General features: G+C 46.6%; 12 protein-coding genes. 10 read left to right on the plus strand and 2 right to left on the minus strand.

Translation table 11 applies throughout. From position 1 onward, the window contains the following. The first annotated feature begins 88 nt into the window (after positions 1–88). The 7 genes from MKZ15_RS04365 to MKZ15_RS04395 all read left to right on the plus strand — a co-directional run bounded on the left by MKZ15_RS04365 (position 89) and on the right by MKZ15_RS04395 (position 10,803). Positions 89–3,160, plus strand: coding sequence for an EAL domain-containing protein (locus MKZ15_RS04365; protein ID WP_339820103.1), 3,072 nt, complete (start codon positions 89–91; stop codon positions 3,158–3,160). Between the two features lie 115 nt (positions 3,161–3,275). Beyond that, on the plus strand, positions 3,276–5,423 hold the full coding sequence (locus tag MKZ15_RS04370) for an ATP-binding protein (protein ID WP_339820104.1): 2,148 nt from the start codon (positions 3,276–3,278) through the stop codon (positions 5,421–5,423). Between the two features lie 174 nt (positions 5,424–5,597). After that, positions 5,598–6,110, plus strand: coding sequence for a hypothetical protein (locus MKZ15_RS04375; protein WP_339820106.1), 513 nt, complete (start codon positions 5,598–5,600; stop codon positions 6,108–6,110). 196 nt (positions 6,111–6,306) lie between these two features. Then, positions 6,307–7,290, plus strand: coding sequence for an alpha/beta hydrolase (locus MKZ15_RS04380; protein ID WP_339820107.1), 984 nt, complete (start codon positions 6,307–6,309; stop codon positions 7,288–7,290). Positions 7,291–7,402: 112 nt separating this feature from the next. Further along, positions 7,403–8,482: a fibronectin type III domain-containing protein gene (locus MKZ15_RS04385; RefSeq protein WP_339820109.1), complete on the plus strand. Its 1,080-nt coding sequence runs from the start codon at positions 7,403–7,405 to the stop codon at positions 8,480–8,482. A gap of 18 nt (positions 8,483–8,500) precedes the next feature. Further along, on the plus strand, positions 8,501–9,886 hold the full coding sequence (locus tag MKZ15_RS04390; RefSeq protein ID WP_339820112.1) for an S-layer homology domain-containing protein: 1,386 nt from the start codon (positions 8,501–8,503) through the stop codon (positions 9,884–9,886). Positions 9,887–10,110: 224 nt separating this feature from the next. After that, positions 10,111–10,803: a response regulator transcription factor gene (locus MKZ15_RS04395; RefSeq protein ID WP_155606577.1), complete on the plus strand. Its 693-nt coding sequence runs from the start codon at positions 10,111–10,113 to the stop codon at positions 10,801–10,803. A 115-nt stretch (positions 10,804–10,918) separates the two neighbouring features. On the opposite strand, the gene MKZ15_RS04400 is transcribed toward MKZ15_RS04395, so the two are convergent. Continuing rightward, positions 10,919–12,718, minus strand: a complete 1,800-nt coding sequence (locus tag MKZ15_RS04400; RefSeq protein ID WP_339820113.1) for a chitobiase/beta-hexosaminidase C-terminal domain-containing protein — start codon at positions 12,716–12,718, stop codon at positions 10,919–10,921. A gap of 297 nt (positions 12,719–13,015) precedes the next feature. On the opposite strand from MKZ15_RS04400, the gene MKZ15_RS04405 reads away from it, so the two are divergent. The 3 genes from MKZ15_RS04405 to MKZ15_RS04415 all read left to right on the plus strand — a co-directional run bounded on the left by MKZ15_RS04405 (position 13,016) and on the right by MKZ15_RS04415 (position 17,343). Then, complete coding sequence (locus MKZ15_RS04405) at positions 13,016–13,762, plus strand: carbohydrate-binding protein (protein ID WP_339820115.1); 747 nt, start codon at positions 13,016–13,018, stop codon at positions 13,760–13,762. Between the two features lie 199 nt (positions 13,763–13,961). Continuing rightward, positions 13,962–14,480, plus strand: a complete 519-nt coding sequence (locus MKZ15_RS04410) for an effector binding domain-containing protein (protein ID WP_213623844.1) — start codon at positions 13,962–13,964, stop codon at positions 14,478–14,480. A 250-nt stretch (positions 14,481–14,730) separates the two neighbouring features. Beyond that, positions 14,731–17,343 carry an S-layer homology domain-containing protein gene (locus MKZ15_RS04415; RefSeq protein WP_339820118.1) on the plus strand — a complete coding sequence of 871 codons (2,613 nt, stop codon included), beginning with the start codon at positions 14,731–14,733 and terminating at the stop codon, positions 17,341–17,343. A gap of 53 nt (positions 17,344–17,396) precedes the next feature. On the opposite strand, the gene MKZ15_RS04420 is transcribed toward MKZ15_RS04415, so the two are convergent. Then, entirely contained in the window at positions 17,397–18,044 is a 648-nt protein-coding gene (locus MKZ15_RS04420; RefSeq protein WP_193415712.1) for a glycosyltransferase, read from the minus strand. Positions 18,045–18,182 lie beyond the last annotated feature (138 nt).

An 18,182-nucleotide genomic window follows, 5' to 3' on the forward strand; every position in this document is an offset into this window, starting at 1 on the left:
ATTTTTGCCGAAATATAGGTATAGATTCATTTTAGTAGGTTTCCCTTAGACAGACTTACATCGGACAGAATTTGTGGAGGGATCCATCATGTCATTACCCTATGTTTATTCGCTAATCTTTTTCATCGCTTTTGCTATTTATTTTATGATGGGGATTTATACGATTTCTCTCAACGCGAAGAGGATGTTAAATCGCCTATATTTTGTTGCCTGTATAGCTCTTGCTGTATGGGCATTTTGTTTCTCCATCGCCAATTCAGCGCAGGATGCGGAGATCGCTCTCTTTTGGCGCAGGCTGGCATCCATCGGTTGGGGAACCGTATATAGCATCCTCCTGAATTTTTATCTCATCGTGACGGAAAGGAAAGCCCTGCTGAAGAAAAAATGGCTGTATGTGCTCTTGTACCTGCCCGCGTTGGTGAACGTTTTGGCATTTGGTTTGAGTGATGCGGCTAAGGGACAGTACACCCTAGTTCAGACTCCAGTAGGCTGGGTGAACGTTTCAGCGAACAGCTGGGGGGATTGGTATTTTAACCTGTACTATGTTTTATATACGACGGTGGGATTGTTGCTACTCTGGAATTGGGGGAAGCGGACAACAGACCGGGTGAAAAAAAAGCAGGCGTATCTGTTCATGTCCTCCTATATCGTCGCTATGATCTTGGGCACGGTGACAGATATGATTGTGAATACCTATACTTCTTATACGATTCCTCAGTTGGCACCCGTGATCGTACTTTTACCGACCACAGCAATTTTCTATGCAATCCAACGGTATGGCCTTATGGGGCAAGAAAAAAGCGATCGGGTTGAACCCGGAAAAATCTTAAGCGAAGTGAATATGAATCGATTTATCAAAATAATGTCATTCGTGTGCATCCTTGGAGGCATGTTGAATTTCGCGTCACAGTATTTTTTCAACCAGAAGCTTCCCCATCTCAACACGATATTATTATTCAGTAGTTTCCTGTTCGCCGTAGGAGCTGTATTGATCCTCATTAAATCTCTACCTATTCACGAGGGCATTAAAGAGTATAGTTTTGTTCTGATTATGCTCATGTCCATCCTTCTAATCTCGGTTAACTTTATCGAGACGGCCAGTATTACCGTATGGGCTGCCCCATTTATTGTGATCATGCTCTCGGTGCTGTTTAACAAACGTTTGATGATTTTTTGGATCGGGATTTCGATCTTGGTTATGCAAGTCTATATTTGGGTGAGAATTCCGAAGTCCCTCGTCCAGGTTGACGGTTCGGATTATCTGACGAGAATTGGCATCTTATGCATCACACTTTGGTTAGCCTATTTCGTCAACCGAGTCTATATCAAGCGGCTTGAAGAAAATGAAGAGCAGATCCGGTTTCAGAAGATGGTCTCTCGATTTTCGGGTAATTTTGTTAAGGTCACCGAATCGGATTTGGATGAGAAAATCGACGACCTGCTAGAGCTGAGCGGAAAGTTTTTTCATGTCGATCGGACGTATTTCATCCATTTATCTGAAGGTCAGAAGATCCATGAATGGTGCAGCGAAGGGATCGAATCCACGGCAGACCGTATTCCCGAGTTGCGTGGCGAGTCTTTTCCTTGGTGGATGAACGAGATGCTAAGGACGAATGTGGTGAATGTTACGAATGGGGACATGCTGCCATCAGAGGCTTGTGCGGAAAAAGAGATGTTCCACGCTCATCATTTGAAATCGTTGGTGTCCATGACGGTAACCAATAAAGGCAAAATTCTAGGTATGTTGTTCTTCGCATCGGTTAAAGAGGCAAAAATCTGGGGGAGAACCCATCAGGAATTGCTGAGAATACTGTCAAATATATTGTCCGACGCACTGGTCAAAGTGGAAGCTGAAAAAGAAATAAGCCACATGGCGTATTATGACGCCTTGACCGGGTTTCCCAATCACACTTTGTTCAAGAAACAGTTGGAGCAGACTCTTCAACATGCGAATGAAACCGGTAAACGCGTGGGAGTTCTTTTTATTGATTTGGATTCATTTAAAACCGTGAACGATACCATCGGCCATCTGGGCGGAGATGAGATGCTGAAACAGGTGACCCACCGGCTATCCGGATGTTTGCGACCGCAGGACATGGTATCGCGTTTTGGCGGAGATGAATTCCTGATCCAACTTGCCGAAAGGGAACGAGTAGAAGATATTCTTGCCATCACGGATACGATCATGAAGACGATCTCTCAGCCTGTGATCGTCAAAGATCAGGAGTTCTTCATTACAGCTAGTGCAGGTATCGCATTATATCCTACTGATGGCGAAAGTACAGAAGAGTTGATTCGAAATGCCGATCTGGCAATGTACGCTTCGAAAGAAAGAGGGAAGAATCAATTTACTTTATGTTCTTCGGCCATGAAAGAGGAAGTGCTGCAAAAAACGCAGCTGACAAACAGTCTTTACAGGGCCTTGGATCGAAATGAATTTGTTCTCTACTATCAGCCTCAGGTGAATGTTCAAACCCAAGAAATTGTAGGTCTTGAAGCTTTAGTTCGTTGGAATAACCCAGAGTTAGGGTTGATTTCGCCAGCTACCTTTATTCCTTTAGCAGAGAAAACGGGGCTCATTATTCCGATTGGACAGTGGGTTCTAGAGACCGCATGTCGGCAGAACAAGGTGTGGCAGGAGATGGGGTTGCCGCCTGTCCGTATGGCAGTGAATCTCTCGATGGTCCAATTCCAGGATCGGAATCTGTATCGTATTGTAGACAGAACGCTTCGTGAAACGGGGCTGGAATCGAAGTACTTGGAGCTTGAAGTCACTGAAAGTACAGCAGCAGATGGGGAAGATGCGATTATTCAAGTGCTTCATCGTTTGAAGGAACTCGGAGTCACCCTCTCCATCGACGATTTTGGATCCGGTTATTCCTCTTTGAGCCGATTGAAGACATTGCCTGTAGATCGGATCAAAATAGACATGCAGTTTGTACGCGGCATATTACAAGGGAATGAAGACGAAGCGATCGCAAAAACGATCATTCAACTCGCAAAAAACTTGAAGCTGAGCGTGATCGCCGAAGGCGTCGAAAGCAAGTCGCAATTTGATTTTTTCAATCAATACGATTGTGACGAAATCCAGGGGTATTATTTCTTTAAACCGATGCCAACAGCTGAAATCGAGGCGGTTTTGGTGAGCCGATCGCAGTGATGCGTCCATTTTATCCTCCGCAGATATTCGCAGGGTACATTTTCCTATAATGATGTTATGATCTAAATAATTAGCATGTTTATGTCGCATTTTGTAGATTGGGGTCGGATTCGTCATGAGGGGTATTCTTCGATTCGGTTCACGAAAGATTTTGCTTTATGTAGCTGCTGCCATTGTTGTTGGTTTGGTGGCAAGTTATGCCGTCATCCCTGCGCCGGATTCCCCAAAATTTCAAAGTGAAGAAGGCATTCTAGATTTAACGCAGGTTCGCATCAGTGAGAATCCGCAAAAGTTAAATGGGGAGTGGGAGTTCTATTGGCAAGAGTTGCTGTCGCCTGAGGACATACAGAATCGCTTAGCCAGGGACGGAAGTCATGGCCGCTGGATCCATATCCCAAGCTCCTGGCTGGGCTATCGGCTAGATGACCAGCAGCTGAACGGTACAGGGTTTGCAACCTATCGGCTGGTCATCCAGCTTAGCGAGCAGGATCGAAACGAGCGGCTTGCTCTGCGGCTGCCGACCATTTTTCATGCGTATAAATTGTGGGTGAATGGCGAGCTGCTGGCCGAAGTCGGTGTCGTTGGTCAGGACAAGCGCAGTGTGACACCGCAACTCGCAACGCGGCTGGTGTTCTTCCAGCCCGAAAATGACACGGTGGAACTGGTGATGCAAGTATCCAACTTTCATCATAAACGAGGCGGCATCACCAAGTTTATCGAGTTGGGCGGCAGTGATGTGCTAACGGTCAAGACCCATCTGAACATCGCGGGTGAAATGTTCGTGACCGCAAGCCTGCTGTTGATTGGCATCTATCACCTGCTACTGTTCGTACTACGACGCAAAGACAGGGCTCCCTTGTATTTTGGGTTGTTCACCTTGTTGTTTGGCATCCGATCCTTGCTGGTTGGCGAGCACTTGCTTACCCAATTGTGGCCGGCGTTTCCATGGGAAATTCAATTCAAGATAGAGTACCTGACCCTTTGCAGCGGGGGGTATATTATCACCAAGTACTCGAATAGCATTTTTCCGAATTCCGTGTCGCGATGGTTTCGTCTTGGCTCGGAAATCGTAACGGGTGCACTCTGTCTAGTTGTTGCGGTATCCCCTGCACTTTTTTATACCAAATTATTAACGGTAATCGGTGTGGTCGTTGTTCTGCACATGGTGTATCTGATGGTTGGGCTGGTTCAATCGGCGGTACGGCGTATGGAGGGAGCGCTACTTTTCCTATTGGTGTCGATGGTTGCTTTGGTTACGGTCATCAATGATTTTCTATATTTCAATGAATGGTCACCCATCGGGAACACTTCTCCGCTGGGTTTGTTGGTGTTTACGATCGCGCAGATGTTTCTGCTTTCTTCCAGATTTACGAGGGCGGCAACTAACGAAGAAAGGATTGCACGTCAATTACAGGACGCGAACAACAAGTTGACCGAAATGAATATGAATTTGGAACAGACCGTGCAGGAGCGTACGCAAGCCTTATCCGTAGCTCATGATGATCTCCGCTCATCGTATGACCAGTTGCTTCTATCCGAGCAAGGGAGAAAAAAGCTCCTTGCCTATATTACGCATGATCTGCGTTTGCCGCTGTCCAGCATGCTTGGGTATGTCGAAGCTGTGCGGGATAGGGTCAAGCCGGAACGCGATGAACAGTACTTGAAATATATCCGGGATAACACGATAAGGATTAACCGCATGATCGAGGAGTTGTCCTTCTTATCGCATTTGGAGACAGGACAAGTCTCGTACCGAATGGAGCCGGTCCATATCGTTCACTTCTTGCGTGGGTTTTATGAACAATATGAGCTAGTTGTGCGTGACGCGGGGCTTAATTTCATGCTGGATGTCGGAGTTGCGGAAGACCAAGGACCTGGCTCTTCTGTTGTAGAGCTTGATGCGCAAAGACTGGAGCAGGTATTGTTCAATCTGGTGTCGAACGCAATGAAGTTCTCCTCTAGAGGTGGTGCGGTACGTATTGCACTAGCCGTGAAAGAGGTGAATGAGATCCGCTATGCAATCATTAGTGTGCAAGACACTGGAATGGGTATCCCGCCAGAGCAGCTTGAGCAAATCTTCAATCGCAATTACAGGGTTGATCGACCGGGCATGGAAAATGGAGTAGAGGGAAGCGGGCTCGGGCTGGCGATTTGCAGGGAGATCGTGCAAGCACACGGAGGGACGGTTCGAGCGGAGAGCGACGGCGAAACGGGGTCGATCTTCTATGTATCGCTTCCATGCATTCAAGAAGACAGAAGGTGACGACGGGAAGGACACGTACAAATAAAGGATGATACTCGATGATGCCCCCCATATGAGTGAGGTGCGATGCAAGCACAAACTTAAAGATTTCTTTGAGTTTCCCAAATCGGCAAGTCTACCGTGATAGTATAGTGGAGATCTTTGACGAGTCTTGTAGGTTTCGGGGGGGCGGGTATGTTAATAAAGATGATTAGACTTTTATCCTTCTCTGATAAAGATGCTTCTGCGAAGGAAGTTACGATCCGTGCCGACTTCGATAAGCTTGATGACTTTGGCACAAATTATGCAGGTGGAATTCAAGTGGGCAATACATCTGTAAATTATATCGGATCATTGCCTCATGGAAAGTCAAGAACGGCGCTCCGATTTGAATTGCCCCCTCAGGTGAAGGAGATCCGAAGAGCAACCTTAAGGGTGTATGTAACGGGTACATTGAATACGCCATCTGTTAAGTTATATGGTACGGATACGGTTGATTGGACGGATGATACGGATGCATTTCCTGATGGTTCGATCGCTATCCCCCTTACAGGTGAGGAAGAAAATCATTTTGAGTCTGGGAAATGGAAGGAATTTGTCGTTACTGATTATGTGAAGGATCAATTGAAACGTGCACAGAATGAGTATGTCTCCTTCATTTTTGAAGGCAATTCATCTGGCGATGGACACAGCGAAAATTACGATTAAATCGACTAACAATGCGAATCAAAGGCCTGAACTTGTCCTTGTGAGTTAGGGTTGGTGAGTCATAGCGGCGTAGGGATACCTTCCTTGCGTCGCTTTTTGATTACCTAAAAAGTAAGTTTTTTATAAGAATTGATTAAGAAAAAGGAAAGTTCCACTAGATATCATTTAACTAACGATGAAGGGAGAGGTTAAACCAATGAAAAACAGAAAGAGGTTTAAATTTTGGAAAGTAGTAAGGAATATTCTTTTCGCTATCGTAACCGTATGTGTGGTTTGGTTCATGATCCATCTTGTGATGACGAAGTATGAACAACAAAAATATCCGGCAAGAGGGGAATTCGTTGAAGTAGAGGGTAAGCAAATGCATGTTTATACAAAGGGAGAAGGGGAAAATACGATCGTTTTACTAAGCGGACTTGGAACTCCAGCACCCGCAATGGATTTTGAGCCTTTGATTAATGAATTGTCAAAGACAAATAAGGTGGTCGTCGTAGAGGCGTTCGGATATGGATGGAGCGAGACAACCAACAGGGGGCGAACGGTGGAGAACATCGTAGAGGAAACAAGGGCTGCATTGCAACAATCCAACATCAAAGGCCCTTATATCTTGATGCCTCATTCCATTTCCGGAATTTATAGTATGTATTATGCCAATCGGTATCCTGATGAGGTGAAAGCTATCATAGGCATAGATTCTACCTTACCTCAAATGATGGAGTATTTCGGTGAATCTGCTTTTCCTACGATGCCTAACTATATGAGCTATCTGGCGCCATCGGGTATTGCAAGATTCATGGTATACTTCCAACCCAATGAAGTTCTGCCGCATGCAGAGAAGGGAACTTATACAGAAGAAAACCTCAGAATAACAAAGGCGATCTCTGCCTGGAAAACCTACAACAAAAATGTAGTTGCCGAAATGAACGAGTTAAAGAATAACGTGGATAAAACCAAGAATATGACATTACCGTCGGATCTGCCTGTTATGATCTTTACTCCTAAGGAAGACAATGTATTTGGCAAATCAAAAATCAGTTTCTATCAAACCCAATTGCAACATGTAAATATGAATCAACTCGTAGTTCTAGAAGGAGAGCACTATTTACATTGGACGCAGTATAAGGAAATGAGCAAATATGTGAATGGGTTCCGCGACTCCATGTCTGGAACGGTTCATTGAACTTGGTTGCCAAAGCACCTTGCAAGAGCAAACTTAAAGTTTTCTTTAGGTTTCCTAAATGGGCAATTCTACTATGCTAAGATATAGGAAAATAATTGTTGGGAGAATTTTCATGAAAAGATTATTTTCTAGTCTTATCATTTTCACGATGTTTAGTATGTTTTTTTCGTCAGGTGACAGGAATGTCGCAGCCTCCACGGGTGAGGATCCCAGGTTTGAAGCAATTCATATAACGGATACGACAGCTACTTTAGAATGGGACCCCATTGATGGAGCAGTAAGTTATTCATTACAACTTAACGGGACGGCACTCTTTGACTTTACGCCAAATAAGTTCCGTCATGATGTGACAGGTTTGAACCCTAACCTGGCACAAACAGCGATTCTATTTTACAAGGATGCGGATGGCGGGACCTTCCAATTAGAAGAGTATGAGTTTACCACGGAACCCTTAATTATAGCGCCTCCAGCTAATCTAAGGGTCTTGAATGTAACAACGAATAGTGCAGAAATCCATTGGGTAGGACATCCATATGCAATAGAATATTATATTTCTGTCGATGGCGTTTATGCAGGAAGAGCAGAGAGCAGTCCTTATTTGATGAATGATTTAACAGCGAATACTACCTATAACGTTGAAGTGGTTGCATCCAATCTCCTCCAGAATTCGCCTGCGGCTGAAATCGAATTCACAACCGGAAGTTCTTGGCCGGATGCTTCGGTCGTGAACTTGAGAGCAGAGGCTGTAACAGCTACGACTGCAACATTAGTGTGGAATGAAATTCCTACTGCCACGGAATACCACTTATCGGACGGTGAGGATTTTGAGCAGAGTGTGACTGCTGTTACTTATGGGCTTACAGGGCTATCCCCGAATACAAGCTATACCTTCTCATTGATTGCTAGTAACTCGATAGAATCTTCAAGTGAATATACCTATACGTTTACCACTGCTCCAGCGACACCTGCCGCACCAACAGGCTTGACGGCAACAGCAGGTGATGCAAAAGTGAGTCTTGCATGGAACTCAGTAACGGGTGCGGGGTCCTATAACGTGAAGCGCAGCACAACGTTAGGTGGTTCTTACACTACAATAGCAGCCAATATAGCAGCAACGACCTACACAGATACAACAGCAGCCAACGGAACGACCTACTACTATGTAGTCAATGCGGTGAATCCAGGATTGTAAAGCGCCAATTCCAACGAAGTGAGCGCGAGGCCGGCTGCGACCGTTGTTGGACCCACACAGCCAGGATCAAAAGACGATTCATCCAATCCATCCGGTGAAAATAACAGTCCGGTCCTAATCCCGAAACCACCAGGAGTAGAAGACGGTTCAACCAAGCGAACTGATGACAATAACAGTACGGTTATATTAAAGGTTACCTCTACAATAGAGCAGACCGCAGACGGTAAATCCGTTTCGAAGATCACCGTTGATCCGGTTGATTTGCAAAAAGCGATGGATGCGATGAAATCAGCTTCAGGCACGCCGAAAGTTGTGATTCAAGTACCTGGTAACACGGAGTCAACGAATTTTCAGCTTAACGCCACAGTGGTTGCCGGTATCCAAGCCCAAGTTCCATCCGCTGTGATTTCTGTACAATCTGATAGCGTGACTTACGATCTTCCTGCAGAAGTTCTCGATATTCCGGCTATCGCGAAGAATATGGGAGCAGAAGCGGAAGACCTTAATATCAATATTACCATTGATAAAGTTACCGGTGCGACCGCTGCGGAAATTGAAAGGGCAGCGAAACAATCCGGACTACAACCGATTTCTGATCCGGTGGACTTTAATGTAACAGTAGAATCACCAACAACTGGCCAATCAACATCGATAAGTGATTTCGGAAACACCTATGTAACCAGAACAATCCATTTAGCCCCAACTTCAAACAATGCAACGGGTGTCCTATACAATCCAGGTACGGGTGCATTTTCGTTCGTTCCGGCTACCTTTGAAACGAATAACGGGAAAACTGTAGCGACGCTTAAGCGTAATGGCAACAGTATTTACGCCGTTATTGAATATACCAAAACCTTCGACGATTTGATCGGACACTGGGCCAAAGCAGATGTAGAATTGCTTGCATCCAAACTGGTGGTTGAAGGAGTATCGGATGATCGTTTTGCACCGGAAAGTCAAATTACCCGCGCTGAATTTGCATCGCTCTTAGTACGTGCAATGGGGATCTCGGAAGACAACACTTCTAAATTCCCGGATGTGAAACCTTCAGATTGGTTCGCAGGAGCGGTCAATGCAGCAGCCAAAGCAGGATTTGTTGATGGTTTTGAAGATGGCACCTTTAAACCAAACGCCAATATTACCCGTGAGGAAATGGCGGTGATGATTGCTCATGCTATGAGCTTCGCAGGCCAACAGCCAGCTGCCGATGCAAAGGTCCTGCCCGTATTTACTGACAGTCCACTCGTCAGCAGTTGGGCTAAAGATGCCATCGCTCAATCTGTAGATGCAGGCGTGATTAACGGCAGAACGGCTACCACCTTCTCGCCTAAAGAGAATGCAAGCCGCGCAGAAGCTGTGGTGATGCTGAAGCGGATGCTTCAAACCTTACAGTTTATCAACTAGAAATGAAGGCTAAATCGTAAAGAGGGGCGGCAAGCCCCTCTATTTTGTTACTTGCGTGCCTAGAGGCGAACATTTTTAGCGCAGGCTTAAAGTTTTCTTTATATTTCACAAATGGGTTGGCCTACCATGATAAGATAGGTTTGACTCCAGATACCAAGCAGAGATTACCGGGATGCTGTTTCTATTGCTCCCTTGCATTCGAGAAGAGGGAAGGTGACGACGGGATGGACACGTACAAAATTATGATCGTCGATGATGACCCCCATATCTGCGAGATTGTTCAGGCCTATTGCGAGCGAGAAGGCTTCATATCAACCTACTGTCATAACGGGGCAGAAGCTAGGATGCTGCTTACGTCGTTCGAACCAGATTTGATTGTACTGGATGTACTGCTGGCTAATGAAAACGGCATTGATTGGTGCAGGAACGTACGGGGTTACACCAATGCGCCGATTGTGTTTCTGAGCAGTCATGAAGAAGACGAGGTGAAAATCAGTGCACTATCCGATGGCGGCGACGATTATGTGACCAAACCGTTCAGTCCTGGAGTCCTCATGGCCAAGATCAAGGCTCATCTTCGCAGAGTGTCGACGGGTAGAAAGGAGCAACTGCTGGAGTTGCCGGGTTTGACGCTCGACTTCTATGCACAGTCCGTCATCATGGGGAGTGAGACCATCTTTTTATCGAAAAAGGAGTTCAGTCTGCTGTCCTTTATGGCACAAAACGTGAATCGTGCCGTCAGTGTCGATGCGTTGTTTCAGCTCGTCTGGGGAACGGAGAGTCTGGAGGATACGAGAACGGTCGCTGTACACATCAGCAATTTACGCAAAAAAATTGAGATTGACCCTGCTCATGCGGAGCGAATTGTTACGGTTCGGGGGACCGGATATATGCTGGTTGCCAGAGGCGGGACGTAAGAGCAAACCTAGCGATAAGATTGGTAAGTAAAGGCGGCGTAGGGATGATCTCCCTTACGCCGCTATTTTTCTAGGGTATATTGTTTCCTTGCTATGATTACGCTCTGCTTCATCCTTATATTGCTAGGAATAGGTCCACAACGTCTTGAATATCTTGTTTCGTAGACATAGGCGTTCCCATAGGATTGGTTCTGGATTCCTGATAAGCCAAACTAAGTTCATCTAAGATTGCATCCAGATTTGAAGCATCCACTCCGGTGATGCCGGCGCTAGCGAATACTTCTACGGTTGGGCGAGATCCTCCACCGAGGGGATTCAAATAATCATAGATTGCAGTTACCATCATTTCTTTAATCGTCTCGTTAACAATCGCTTGAATGTCAGCCAATGTTCTTGGAAGTGGTAAATGTGTTGTTACAGCAGGGTCCAAGTAGTATTGGACGCTGAATAGGTTCTCAGATGTGACCCCCGTAACACCTGCATCTGCAAACGTCGACTCATCAACGCCGGTCCAATCCCCGGATTCCGCTGCTTCATTGATCAATTGTAGTGGCGTTTTGGATAGTGCAGGCGTGACATTACCGGTATATTGCATGGTTTCGGGTACCAGCGGCGTTGCCGAATCTGTTGCACTAATCGTAAAATCATACGTACCGGCCACACTTGGAGTTCCGGTAATTGCACCCGTACTTGGATTCAAAGTCAGTCCCACAGGCAGTGCGCCACTTGTTACTGCATAAGTTACGGTTCCAGATCCTCCAGACAGCTTCGCTACGCTGCCACTATAGAGTTGTCCTTCCTTTAAAGGAGGAATGGAGACGGGTAAAACGATAGGCGTTGTGACCGTATAATCAAATCTAGCAACTGAGCTATTCGTCGATCCAGGCTTTACGGCGATGGCTTTGATCGTTGTATTGCCCGTTATGGTGATCGGTCCTGTGTACAGCGTGCTGGACGTTGTCGGTTCACTTCCATCCGTCGTATAATACACCGCCGCAGATACGGTTACCGTAGTTAAAGTGACTTGCGTCCCCGATGTCACAGCGTCACTTGCAGGCGTAGCCGTTGGAGTCGCAACAGTAGGCTGTACTGGCTGCTGCGGAGCTGGAGAGGATGAAGACGAATCTGGCTGTGTAACTGGAGAAGAAGATGGCCCTGCTTGTTGTTTCTTTTCTTCTTCCGCTTTCTTCAGTTCTTCTTCCTTTTTCTTCTCTTCTTCGATCTTCTTTTGTTCTTCCTCTTGTTTCTTCGCTTCAACCTGTTCTTCAAATTTCTCCTTGGCTTCGTAAGCGCCCTCAACGAGCTGACCGCGTGTTGCAGTGGTCTTCCCGCCGAACGTCCCGTCGTCTTGGGTAGGCATCAATTTATTTTCGATCGCATAGGCAACATACTTCTTAGCCCAATCAGAAACCGTGGGATCATCCACTCCTGGCGTTGCCGTGGCGTCCGCGTCCTTTCCCAGCCCGCGAATCAGAAACGTAGCCAACTGCTCCTTGGTTACCTTACCTGCAGGATCATAGATACCATCCCCATAGCCATCCGTGATCCCTGCGGCTTTTACCGCTTCGATGTATGGCAAGGCATATCCATTCGCAGGGTCATCGACTTTAACGTCACTGAATGAAGATGTCTTTGCGTTTGAATCCGCCTTCAAATCAAAAATCAACGCCGCAACCTTAGCGAATTGCGCTCGGTTCATTTCATCCTTGAGGCCGAAGGTGCCTTCAGCCACACCTTCGAATATACCCGCGGATATCATCTCATCGAACTTGGCTTTCGTTGCCGCGTCCAGATCCTTCAAGTCCGTAAAATCGGCTGAAGTCTTCGTAGCAGCAGCTGCGTGATTGGCCAAGTAATCGGCGGAAATGAAGCAAAGCAGCATGGTCATCAATATGCCGACAACTTTTTTCTTCATCAAATGCCCTCCTGTTATGTGATAAATGTCATTATCCTTATTTCGGTTATTTTATCATAGTACTTTAGTCTATCTGTGAAACTTAAAGAAAACTTTAAAATCCACTTGCAGACAAGGCACATTGGGAAAAACGGGACCTGGGAACCATTGGAGTTATTTTCATATTTTTGTATGATCAGAAATGTAATATATAGATTAATTCGTCAGCATATGAAATATTTAGAAGATAGTGCGGTTACACATCTGCGGTTCGTCTCCCGGGTGAGCCACAGATCCTAAATAAAAGGAGGTATAAAAATGACTCGTAAGAAGGTCTCTTTTAAAACCGTATCCCTTTTGGTAGTTTTAACCGTATTCCTATCCACATTTTTAGCAGTTTTACCAGCTAGTGCGGCCTCGAGAGGAGCTTGGGCTCCAAATACTTCATATGCAGTAAACGATACAGTAACCTATAACGGAAGCACTTATACTTGTATTCAGGCACATACATCCCTCGTAGGTTGGGAACCCTCCAATGTTCCTGCTTTATGGGGGAGAAGTGGCGGCGGTGGAACTACACCAACCCCAACACCAAACCCAACACCATCACCAGTAACAAAGCCTGCAGAAGTTCCAAATCACATATGGACCTATGTCATGAATGCAGACAATGCCTATGGTAAAGGCGGAGATTTTGCTTTATTGCTGAGTGCTGTGATTAAAAAGGAAAGCAGCTTTGGGGCAGGTTTGCCGGGCAGCCCCTCAGCCGGCGACGGATTGATGCAGGTTGAACCCAATACGCGTAACGCTTATTTATCTCCATTTAGTGCTAAATTTGGCCATGCCTATAATCACAGCAGTGAACAGGATCAGGTGTATATGGGCGCATTGATTTTGAATGAGAAGATTGTTAGATTCGGCAACATCTATAACGGCTTATTGCACTATAACGGAGGCGATTACTGGTATCCTGGGGCTACAGATTCCTATGGCCGTCCTATTCTGGCCGATCAATATGCAAATTCGGTGTACGTGACGTATAAAGGTTATGGCGGCAGGAACTAAAGCATGAATGATAAACAAGGTCCACCGACCGTAAGGTTCAGGTGGATCTTGTTTTTGATCCTCCTTGGCGCCATAATTCACGAATCTCTCATAAAAAGATCAGCCGCAGTCAAGCGTTCGTTGAGAAAATCGATTATCCTATCCGTAGAGACTTTTCTCATCTATGATTTCTCATCATATATACCCGTGGGAGGTTGCTATGGGAATCAAAGTGGATTTTGAAGTTCAACCTTTTAAAGCCGTCCGGTTTATCGGCAAAGAAGTCGTTGTCGGCAAGTACAACCCAGTTCCGGAATTATGGGAAAAGATCTTGCACGACGGGACCAACGATCTGCTCCAAAGTTTGCCTGAGCGCCTATCTCCTAAGGGAGACACGATCGGGTGGATGGGGGAATACGATCCCCAGACCAAAGAGTTTGTCTATATCGCGGGGATATTAGCTAAGCCGAATGCTGCCGTACCGGACGGATTTTCTTACCGCGACATCCCTGATTGTCTGATGGGAATCGGCTGGATCCAAGGAACGACGTCCCATCTGGAGAAAGGTGCGCATGGGAAAACGGAGAAGATCATGAGGGCCAACGGGTATGAGCCGGATTATTCCGTCGTCGGCATCTCCATGGAGTATTATTCCTTCGAGAAGTATGCCAATATCCAAGAGGATGGGATGAACCTCTTTACGTTTGGCTATTATTTGCCTTGCAAAGAAATGGCTTAACCCATCAAGAGAATGCGTCCAGTGGACGGATTAAGATTAGAATCAAAGTAACTGTAAAGCAGAACCGCCCATTTGGGCGGTTCTTTTACGTTAGGCCGATGTTCGATAAGGGATCGGTCACTGACGGATCATCCTCCCGTATAAAATTTTCTTTAAATTCGCGACATTTAGAAATTAAAATGATAGAATTGATCGATGTCAAGGAACAGTTTATACCAATTTTGTCCGATTGAGAGAGGGGACATCCGGTTTGTACAGAAGAATGAGAAAATGTTTATTCGTAGTTATGATCCTAGGGTTGTTGTTACCAGGGTACATAACCTCCAGAGCCTTTGCCGCTTCCACAACGGCAACGATTGTGCTCTCTAAGAGCAGTTTGAAGAGTGGCGATACTGCCACGGTGACGATCACGTTCTCGGAACCGGTAACCGGAGTCTCACTTTACAACCTGTCGGCACCAAACGCCACCCTGGATAACCTCTTTACGAGCAACAATATCATCTATAACGCAACTTTAACGCCAAATGATGATACCTACGCCCCCACGAATAACATCACGCTTAACCATACGGGAACTGATTCTGCCCAATCAGGCAACTATATCGTCGATACAGTTCAGCCAACGGTGACGAGTATGTCTGTTCCTGCGAATGGCACCTATGCTGCAGGACATACCTTGTCTTTTACGGTGCATATGAGTGAGTCGGTAGCCGTTACGGGGACTCCAAGTATTGGGGTGGTTATTGGAGGAACGTCTGTTAAAGCTTCCTATGTAAGCGGTACGGGGAGTACTGAGTTACTCTTCAGCTACACGGTCCAAGCAGGACAAACGGATGCAGACGGGATTACTATAGGAGCTTTGTCGCTGGATGGCGGTTCTATAAAGGATTCCGTTGGCAATGATGCGGACAGAACGCTAAACAGTGTGGGCAGTACATCGGGTGTGTTGATCGATGCCATTGCCCCGACGATCTCCGGCTACACTTTAGGAGCCGGCAATGCCTATTTGGACCTGACGTTTAGTAAAGGCATTTATACGGAGAGTACCGGTACAGGCTCAGTCACTCCAAGCGACTTTCGGATAAACTTCCACCGAAATGGAGGAGGTGCCTCCGCGGTCTCTATTGATTCTATTAAGAGATTGGATGGAGGAAATTTGATTGGCGGGGAGACTTCCATTCGCGTAATGCTTGATATAACGGGTATTCCTGACGGTAATGAGACCCTAGAACTCGTGCCGGCAGATGGACTATCCCTTTATGACCAGGCAGGGAATGCCGTAGAAGGGACACAATCGTCTGGAACGGTAACGCTTCAAGATACACGCGTCCCATCCATAAATCCTACCAGCGCAAGCTTCGACAAATTCGCCGGAGCCGTGGCGAATAAGGATGTAACGACAACCATGACGCTAATCGGCAACTCACTGACCCGCATTGCAAACCGTGCAGTGATACTGACGGAAGGAACAGACTATACCGTCGTGGGCAATGTGGTGACGATCAAAAGGTCTTATTTAGCGGCACAGCCGATGGGAACGACGAACTTAACGTTGACTTTCAGCGGCGGGACGACACATACGCTCGCAATTACCATGGTCGACTCAACACCTACGTCAACGCCAACACCGTCACCAACACCGTCACCAACACCAACGGTGCCATCGCCTGAATTGCCAATGATCAATCAGAACGGAGTGTCGTTGGACCCGGCTTCCATCGACATCACGAAGGCATCAGTGACGCTTCAAATGACGCCAAAGGATGGCGTAGCTTACTTGATCATACCGGCCAGCATTTTGACGCGCTTGGAAACAAAGAATGCGGCATTCTTCTTCGAGAGTAAGACGCCATACGGCAGCTATCAAGTGCCGGTAAATCTGGCTTCCCTGATTCCAGAACTACCCGAAGTATTGGCCAAGAACAACCTGCAAGCCGAGGACATTAGCTTCAAGGTCACTCTGACGGACAAGTCCGGCGACAAGAACATGCAATCAGCGCTTGCTACCGGTTTGCCTTACGGTAAAGTGTTGGGCACGGTGGTCGATTTTCACATCGATATTGTGAACACAAAAACGGGGCAAATGGTTGGAACCGCGGATAAGTTCACCAAGGCGTTGACACGGGTGATCCCCATGCCTAAAGACATGGTGGACATGCCGGTTCAATGGGGGGCATTCCGCTTCAACGAAACGACGAAGCACTTCGAATTTGTCCCTGCAAAGAAAGTACAAATTGAAGGCACATGGTATACACTAATCAGTTCGAATTCCAACAGCATGTATGTTGTAGTGGAAAATAAGACGAGCTTTGCCGATGTGCAGAAGCATTGGGCGAAAACCTTCGTTGAGCTAGCTGCGGCAAAAGGGCTTGTTGACGGAATGGGCGGAGACAAGTATGACCCCAACAAAGCGGTAACAAGAGCGGAATTTGCCGCCATGCTGGTTCGTGCATTAGGACAAGGTGCACCTTCCGGCAGTACATCGCCCTATGACGATGTGAAGTCCGGCACTTGGTACTTCGAAGAGATCATCAAAGCGAAGGAGCTTGGACTATTAGACTTTGTTCACGACGAGAGCTTCAAGCCAGACCAGCCTCTGACTCGCGAGGAAATGTCTAGCATGCTGGCAAAAGTCGTTGAGTTTGAGAAGTTGCCGTTGACCAAGGAATTTGTTAACCTGGACGGCTACGAGGATTTGGGAAGCATGGATGCAGCCCATCTGGAGGACGTTCGCTTGATGGTCAAGCTGCAAATCATGACCGGTACAGGTCCCCGCTCGTTTAGTCCAAAGGCGGAAACGACGCGAGCTCAGACGGCGGTTGTGCTCATTCGGATGTTGCAAACTTTGGGAATGACGAATTAAAAGCCAGAAGACACCCGCAATCCCTCCGGGTGTCTTCTCCATGTTGTCTTCCCCTAGAACTTTTCCGGGAACTGCTTCACGATGCCTTCTGTCAAGATATCCGCTAAATGAATCAAGTGAATCTCGTTTTTGTCGGTCGCGGCGATATCTGCTTTCCAGTCGCCTTTGAGGCAGTTCACGACGATTTCGGTAATCAACTGCAGATGGGTGTACATCATATCCTGTATCGTTTTAAACGCCCAATTGGGATTGGCGTTGCTTAGAAATTTGGCAATTACGTCCGCGTTTCGATGCCAATCGGCATCCCACTTCTTCACGTCCGCCTGATTGCCTGCTTTGGCAGCAGCTACGATTTGGACCGCGATCTGAATATGCTCTTTCAACAGCTCAGCCAGCTGATTGCCGGCGGCTTCCCCATAATACGGCTTGATTACATCGCCGATTTCCTGCTGGTTACGCAACAGCCGATCCAACACGTCTTTCTGATCAGGACGATCCGACATGGCGCTGACAATATAGCTTCGCGTCCAAATCGTATGGTCGATCCAAACTTTTTGCATCTCCGTTTTCAACTGCACCATCTTGGGGCTAAGGCATGTCGAGGGATCCTTTTGAATCGCCCTCGCATCTACAGATACGGGCTGCACGATGCTGCATATGAGCCCCAAAGTTAACAGTAAAGCCGGGAACCATTTCTTCATCCTCATCTTGCTCCTCTGTGGTTAGGAATTTTCGCGGTCTGTCATAATATGATTCACAATTTCCATATTCATGCATTTGGATTGGAGGAAACTGGGGATGCTTAAGCGAGGGAGAGCCATTATAATAGAGTATTAGGG

This window comes from Paenibacillus sp. FSL R7-0216, assembly GCF_037969915.1.
GTDB classification, from domain to species: domain Bacteria; phylum Bacillota; class Bacilli; order Paenibacillales; family Paenibacillaceae; genus Fontibacillus; species Fontibacillus rhizolycopersici.

What these genes read in the sequence shown, in the direction of transcription:
- MKZ15_RS04365 (WP_339820103.1), top strand. Translation starts at nt 89, where the DNA reads ATGTCATTACCCTATGTTTATTCGCTAATCTTTTTCATCGCTTTTGCT.
- MKZ15_RS04370 (WP_339820104.1), top strand. Translation starts at nt 3,276, where the DNA reads ATGAGGGGTATTCTTCGATTCGGTTCACGAAAGATTTTGCTTTATGTA.
- MKZ15_RS04375 (WP_339820106.1), top strand. Translation starts at nt 5,598, where the DNA reads ATGTTAATAAAGATGATTAGACTTTTATCCTTCTCTGATAAAGATGCT.
- MKZ15_RS04380 (WP_339820107.1), top strand. Translation starts at nt 6,307, where the DNA reads ATGAAAAACAGAAAGAGGTTTAAATTTTGGAAAGTAGTAAGGAATATT.
- MKZ15_RS04385 (WP_339820109.1), top strand. Translation starts at nt 7,403, where the DNA reads ATGAAAAGATTATTTTCTAGTCTTATCATTTTCACGATGTTTAGTATG.
- MKZ15_RS04395 (WP_155606577.1), top strand. Translation starts at nt 10,111, where the DNA reads ATGGACACGTACAAAATTATGATCGTCGATGATGACCCCCATATCTGC.
- MKZ15_RS04400 (WP_339820113.1), bottom strand. Translation starts at nt 12,718, where the DNA reads ATGAAGAAAAAAGTTGTCGGCATATTGATGACCATGCTGCTTTGCTTC.
- MKZ15_RS04405 (WP_339820115.1), top strand. Translation starts at nt 13,016, where the DNA reads ATGACTCGTAAGAAGGTCTCTTTTAAAACCGTATCCCTTTTGGTAGTT.
- MKZ15_RS04410 (WP_213623844.1), top strand. Translation starts at nt 13,962, where the DNA reads ATGGGAATCAAAGTGGATTTTGAAGTTCAACCTTTTAAAGCCGTCCGG.
- MKZ15_RS04420 (WP_193415712.1), bottom strand. Translation starts at nt 18,044, where the DNA reads ATGAAGAAATGGTTCCCGGCTTTACTGTTAACTTTGGGGCTCATATGC.